Source organism: Streptomyces purpurogeneiscleroticus (genome assembly GCF_020024005.1).
Lineage (GTDB): Bacteria > Actinomycetota > Actinomycetes > Streptomycetales > Streptomycetaceae > Streptomyces > Streptomyces purpurogeneiscleroticus.
Genome location: NZ_NHSG01000037.1, coordinates 1 through 6,433 on the forward strand (window position 1 = coordinate 1; position 6,433 = coordinate 6,433).

5 protein-coding genes and 1 pseudogene are annotated in these 6,433 nt (G+C 69.8%); 2 read left to right on the plus strand and 4 right to left on the minus strand.

Features of this window, described 5'->3' with window-relative positions; genetic code table 11:
• The 4 genes and pseudogenes from CCS38_RS00975 to CCS38_RS00990 form a co-directional block, all read right to left on the minus strand.
• A pseudogene (locus CCS38_RS00975) lies at positions 1-510 on the minus strand (hypothetical protein); the annotation flags it as partial.
• Positions 511-530: 20 nt separating this feature from the next.
• Complete coding sequence (locus CCS38_RS00980; protein ID WP_223731259.1) at positions 531-1,268, minus strand: ABC transporter ATP-binding protein; 738 nt, start codon at positions 1,266-1,268, stop codon at positions 531-533.
• A gap of 305 nt (positions 1,269-1,573) precedes the next feature.
• The gene (locus tag CCS38_RS00985; protein ID WP_030266507.1) at positions 1,574-2,935 is read right to left on the minus strand and encodes an aspartate aminotransferase family protein; all 1,362 of its coding nucleotides are present in this window, start codon (positions 2,933-2,935) and stop codon (positions 1,574-1,576) included.
• Between the two features lie 2 nt (positions 2,936-2,937).
• Positions 2,938-3,411 carry an Lrp/AsnC family transcriptional regulator gene (locus tag CCS38_RS00990; RefSeq protein WP_037801321.1) on the minus strand — a complete coding sequence of 158 codons (474 nt, stop codon included), beginning with the start codon at positions 3,409-3,411 and terminating at the stop codon, positions 2,938-2,940.
• Between the two features lie 204 nt (positions 3,412-3,615).
• Between CCS38_RS00990 and CCS38_RS00995 the strand changes: the two genes are divergently transcribed.
• Positions 3,616-5,070 carry a gamma-aminobutyraldehyde dehydrogenase gene (locus CCS38_RS00995; RefSeq protein WP_223731260.1) on the plus strand — a complete coding sequence of 485 codons (1,455 nt, stop codon included), beginning with the start codon at positions 3,616-3,618 and terminating at the stop codon, positions 5,068-5,070.
• Between the two features lie 150 nt (positions 5,071-5,220).
• Complete coding sequence (locus CCS38_RS01000) at positions 5,221-6,393, plus strand: polyamine ABC transporter substrate-binding protein (protein ID WP_223731261.1); 1,173 nt, start codon at positions 5,221-5,223, stop codon at positions 6,391-6,393.
• The last annotated feature ends 40 nt before the right edge of the window (positions 6,394-6,433 follow it).

A 6,433-nucleotide genomic window follows, 5' to 3' on the forward strand; every position in this document is an offset into this window, starting at 1 on the left:
GGCCGTAGGGGGCGGCGTGTCGGCGCACGGCTCGGCCGGCGCGTTCCGCCCCGGACGCAGCGCCATGGCGGTCGCGACGGCGGCCACCACGGGGACGGCCGCGAGCAGCACACCCACCGCCGCGTACGGGAGGGGGCCGCGGCCCAGCAGCTCCGCCGGGCCCACCGGCGTACCGCCCAGGCCGCCGCGCAGCCGCAGGAAGGCCAGCAGGCCGAGCACGCTGCCCAGGAGGCAGGCGAGCACGGTCGAGGCGGCGGCGGTCAGGGTGAGCCGGACCGGGCCGAGGCCGGCGGCGGACATGCCCTCGCGCAGCCGGGCGGCCGGGTCCGTACGGGCCACGGCGACGGCGAGCTGGGCCGTGGCGGCCAGCGGGACCAGGCACCAGGCCAGCCGCAGCGCCGAGCCGGCGGCCTCGCCACGCGGCGCGTCGACGGCGTGGCCGAGCGTGGCCAGCAGCAGGAAGGCCGTGCCGGCCGCCGCCGCGACGACCAGCAGGCGGCGCAGCTGCACCGCCGGGCGTGCGCCCCGGGCTAGACGGAGAGCGAGCACTCTTCCCTGCCTTCCGTCTCTGCGGGGCCCTCGGCATGTGCGGCGCCGGCCCGTCGGCCGTCCAGCAGGGCGATCGTGCGGTCGGCGAGCGTGGTCGCCTCCGCTTCCTGGGTGGCCAGCACCACGCTGAGGGCGTGGCTGCGGGCCGCGTTGACGATCGTACGGAGCACCTGGGCGGCGTCCGCGCGGTGCAGCGGCGCGGTCGGCTCGTCGGCGAAGAGCACCTGCGGGGTGGTGGCCAGCGCCCGGGCGACGGCCACGCGCTGCTGCTGCGCCCGGTCCAGGGCCGCGGGCCGCCGCTTGGCGCAGTCCGCCACGTCCAGCCGCTCCAGCCACTCGGTGGCGGCCTGCTTGGCCGCGCGGCGGCCGTCGCCCCGCACGAGGAGGGGCAGGGCCGCGTTCTCCCAGGCGGTGAGCTCGGGGACCAGCCGGGGCTCGGTCCCGATCCAGCCGAAACGGTCCAGCCGGAGCCGCTCGCGGCTGGTCGCGGAGAGGGTGTGGACCGGATGGCTGTTGAACCAGACCTCGCCGCTGTCCGCGACGAGCTGTCCGGAGAGGCATTTCAGGAGCGTGGTCTTGCCGCAGCCGCGCGGACCGGTGACGGCAAGGATCTCGCCCTCGCGCACACCGAGGGAGATGCCGGTGAGTGCGGGGCTCTGACCGTGGGCGTGGTGCAGTCCGCGAGCCCATAGAACGTCGTTGTCGGGCGGGGCCACCATCTGCGCACCTCGTGCTCGCTCGCGTCCTTCGTTCCCCTGACCGGGTGAACGACCATGGAGGGTATCGGTCACAAGCACGGTAGGTACTGCTGGGTCCCGCCATTCACCGGTCAGCACGTAAGACGGCCGAGGTTCACTCATATGGCTGGATATGAGTGACCTCGGCCGTCGTTTCTTCCGTTATGCGAGACCCCTGTGCGGAGCCCCGTCACGGGCCGCTGAGCGAGTCGGGCGGAGCGGGGTCCGTGGCCCCGCTCCGCCCTTTCCCCCCGGTGAGGGCCGGAGGGACAGCTCGGTACCGCGGATCAGAGCTTGGCCCAAGCCTCCGTGAGGACGCCGCGCAGGATCTGCTCGATCTCGTCGAACACGGTCTGGTCGGCGATCAGCGGCGGGGCCAGCTGGATGACCGGGTCGCCGCGGTCGTCGGCACGGCAGTACAGGCCGGCGTCGTACAGCGCCTTGGAGAGGAAGCCGTACAGGACGCGCTCGGTCTCCTCGTCGTTGAACGACTCCTTGGTGACCTTGTCCTTGACGAGCTCGATGCCGTAGAAGAAGCCGTTGCCGCGGACGTCGCCGACGATCGGCAGGTCGTGCAGCTTCTGCAGCGTGGAGAGGAAGTTCGACTCGTTCTCGAGGACGTGCTTGTTCAGGCCCTCGCGCTCGAAGATGTCGAAGTTCGCCAGCGCCACGGCCGAGGAGACCGGGTGGCCACCGAAGGTGTAGCCGTGCAGGAAGGTGTTGTCACCCTTGTAGAACGGCTCCGCCAGGCGGTCGGAGATGATGCACGCGCCGATCGGGGAGTAGCCCGAGGTCATGCCCTTGGCGCAGGTGATCATGTCCGGGACGTAGCCGAACTTGTCGCACGCGAACATCGTGCCGAGGCGGCCGAACGCGCAGATGACCTCGTCGGAGACGAGCAGCACGTCGTACTGGTCGCAGATCTCGCGGACGCGCTGGAAGTACCCGGGCGGCGGCGGGAAGCAGCCACCGGCGTTCTGCACCGGCTCCAGGAAGACCGCGGCGACGGTCTCCGGGCCCTCGAAGAGGATCTGCTGCTCGATCTGGTCGGCGGCCCAGCGGCCGAACGCCTCGGGGTCGTCGCCGTGGATCGGGGCGCGGTAGATGTTGGTGTTCGGCACCTTGTGCGCGCCGGGGACCAGCGGCTCGAAGGGGGCCTTGAGGCCCGGCAGACCGGTGATGGACAGGGCGCCCTGCGGGGTGCCGTGGTAGGCCACCGCGCGGGATATGACCTTGTGCTTCATCGGCTTGCCGGTGAGCTTGAAGTACTGCTTGGCGAGCTTCCAGGCGGTCTCGACCGCCTCGCCGCCGCCGGTGGTGAAGAAGACCTTGTTCAGGTCGCCCGGGGCGTAGTTGGCCAGGCGCTCGGAGAGCTCGACGGCCTTGGGGTGGGCGTAGGACCACACCGGGAAGAAGGCGAGCTCCTGGGCCTGCTTGTACGCGGTCTCGGCCAGCTCGACCCGGCCGTGGCCCGCGTTGACCACGAAGAGGCCCGCGAGGCCGTCGATGTAGCGCTTGCCCTTGTCGTCGTAGATGTTGGTGCCCTCGCCGCGCACGATCGTGGGCACGGGGGCGTTCTCGTACGACGACATGCGGGTGAAATGCATCCACAGGTGGTCGTACGCCGTCTTGGAAAGGTCGGCGCTCATGGTTATCGCGTTCCCCAGGTGTAGGTCTGCTTCTTCAGCTTCATGTAGACGAAGCTCTCGGTGGAGCGCACGCCGGGCAGCGTGCGGACGCGCTTGTTGATCACGTCCAGGAGGTGATCGTCGTCCTCGCAGACGACCTCGATCAGCAGATCGAAGGAACCGGCGGTGACGACGCAGTACTCGACCTCGGACATGCCCGTGAGGGCCTCTGCCACGGGATCGACGTCGCCCTCGACGTTGATTCCGACCATTGCCTGCCGCCGGAAACCGACCGTGAGGGGGTCGGTGACGGCGACGATCTGCATCACACCCTGGTCGAGCAGCTTCTGTACGCGTTGCCGTACGGCCGCCTCGGACAGGCCCACGGCCTTGCCGATCGCGGCGTACGGACGGCGCCCGTCCTCCTGGAGCTGCTCAATGATCGCCAGGGAGACGGAGTCGATCGACGGAGTGCCGTTTCTGTCACGAGTGGCCACGTCCCTCACTGTGCACCAGCATCGTCCGTCACGCAAGCCCGATTCGCCGAAATCAGTTGTTCACCGAGATTCATGCCACGGAATTCGTTGTTACTGGCGCGTGGGTATGTCGAAAACGGGGCTCGCATGGTTAGGGTGGGCATCTCATCCACCGGACACCAGAGACCGGTCATCTGACACCGGACCTGACAGGAGGGGTCGCACGTGACCACCGAACTGCGTCGTCTGCGCAACTACATCGACGGGGAGTTCCGGGACGCCGCCGACGGCCGCACCACGGACGTGGTCAACCCGGCGACGGGCGAGGTGTACGCCACCGCGCCGCTGTCCGCGGCCGCCGATGTCGACGCCGCGATGGCCGCCGCCGAGGCCGCCTTCCCGGCATGGCGCGACCTGATCCCCGCCGAGCGCCAGAAGGTGCTCCTGAAGATCGCCGACCGCTTCGAGGAGCGCGCCGAGGAGCTGATCGCCGCCGAGTCCGAGAACTGCGGCAAGCCCATCGCCCTCGTACGCTCCGAGGAAATCCCGCCGATGGTGGACCAGATCCGCTTCTTCGCGGGTGCGGCCCGGATGCTCGAGGGCCGCTCGGCCGGTGAGTACATGGAGGGCCTGACCTCCATCATCCGCCGCGAGCCGATCGGCGTCTGCGCCCAGGTCGCGCCCTGGAACTACCCGATGATGATGGCCGTGTGGAAGTTCGCGCCGGCCCTGGCCGCGGGCAACACGGTCGTCATCAAGCCCTCGGACACCACCCCGGCGTCCACGGTCCTGATCGGCGAGATCATCGGCAGCGTGCTGGACGAGCTGGGCCACTCGCGCGGCGTGTTCAACGTCGTGTGCGGTGACCGCGAGACCGGCCGTCTGATGGTCGAGCACCCCGTGCCCGCGATGGCCTCCATCACCGGCTCCGTGCGCGCCGGTATGCAGGTCGCCGAGTCCGCCTCCAAGGACCTCAAGCGGGTCCACCTGGAGCTGGGCGGCAAGGCCCCGGTCGTGGTCTTCGAGGACACCGACATCGCCAAGGCCGTCGAGGACATCTCGGTGGCGGGCTTCTTCAACGCGGGCCAGGACTGCACGGCCGCCACGCGCGTGCTCGTCCACGATTCCATCCACGACGAGTTCGTGACGGCGCTGGCGAAGGCCGCCGCCGACACGAAGACCGGGCAGCCGGACGACGAGGACGTGCTCTACGGCCCGCTGAACAACGCCAACCAGCTCAAGCAGGTCAAGGGCTTCATCGAGCGCCTCCCCGCGCACGCGAAGATCGAGGCCGGCGGCCAGCAGGTCGGCGAGAAGGGCTACTTCTTCGCCCCGACCGTCGTCTCCGGCCTCAAGCAGGACGACGAGATCGTCCAGAACGAGGTCTTCGGCCCGGTCATCACGGTCCAGTCCTTCACCGACGAGGACCAGGCCACCGAGTGGGCCAACGGCGTCGAGTACGCGCTCGCGTCCTCGGTGTGGACCAAGGACCACGCCCGCGCCATGCGGATGTCCAAGAAGCTCGACTTCGGCTGTGTGTGGATCAACACCCACATCCCGCTCGTCGCCGAGATGCCGCACGGCGGCTTCAAGAAGTCCGGCTACGGCAAGGACCTCTCCGCCTACGGCTTCGACGACTACACCCGCATCAAGCACGTCATGACCTCGCTGGACGGCTGACCAACAGGGTGGTCAGCGACGGCCGGCCGCCGACGGCCGGCCGCAAGTCGGGTGCCGTGCGGGGCACCTGACACACCGTCGTGGGCCGGGGCCCGGCAGTGGACGTTTCGTCTGTTGCCGCCCCGGCCCCCGACGCGTGAGGGTCCTCACATGGATCGTCTTTCGCGGCGTGCGCTGCTCAGAGGTGTCGGTACGGTCGGATTCCTGGCGGCGGTGGCGGGGTGCGGCGTACCGCCCGCGTACGTCCGGGCCGGTGACCGCGCAGCCCCCGACCGCTCGGCGGCCGATGGGTCCCTCACCTTCGCCAACTGGCCGCTGTACATCGACGTCGACGACAACGACAAGCAGCGCCGCCCCACGCTGGACGCCTTCGAGCGGCGCACCGGCATCTCGGTCACGTACACCGAAGAGATCAACGACAACGACGAGTTCTTCGGGAAGATCAGCCCCGCGCTGATGAACCACCAACCCACCGGGCGCGACCTGATCGTCATCAGCGACTGGATGTGCTCGCGCTTCGTCCGGCTCGGCTGGGTGCAGGAAATGGACCGGGACCGGCAGCCCAATGTGGCGAAGCACCTCGACCCGCTGCTGCTCAAGCCCGCGTTCGACCCGGGCCGCAAGCACTGCGTCCCCTGGCAGTCCGGGATCACCGGCATCGCGTACAACCGCCGGAAGCTCGGCCGGGAGATCAGGCACACCAGCGACCTGTGGGCCGGGGACCTGAAGGGCCGGGTCACCCTGCTGGCCGGCATGGACGAGGCGTTCGCGCTGCTCATGCAGGGCGACGGCGTGGACATCACGCGCTGGACGGCGGACGACTTCCACCGGATGACCGACCGGGTCGCGGCGCTCGTCCGCGCGCAGCACATCCGCCGCTTCACCGGCAACGACTACATCAAGGACCTCTCCTCGGGGGACGTGCTGGCCGCGCAGGCGTACTCCGGCGACGTCATCCAGCTCAAGGCCGACAACCCCGACATCGAGTTCGTGGTCCCCGAAGAGGGCGCCGAGCTGTGGTCGGAGAGCCTGATGATCCCCGACCTCGCCGCGCACAAGCGCAACGCCGAGCGGCTCGTCGACCACTACTACGACCCGGAGGTCGCGGCCGAGCTCGCCACCTGGGTCAACTACGTCTGCCCGGTCCCGGCCGCGCGCGACGTGCTGGCCTCTGCCAAGGACAAGGAGACCGCCGCGCTGGCCGAGGACCCGCTGATCTTCCCGGACGACGGCATGCGCGGGCGGCTCGCCATCGCCCGGGACATCGGCGCGAAGGAGCGTCCGGAGTTCGCCGGGGAGTGGAACGCGATCGTGGGGCTGTGAAGAGACAGCGGTCCCCACGATCGCGTTCCACTCCCCGGCG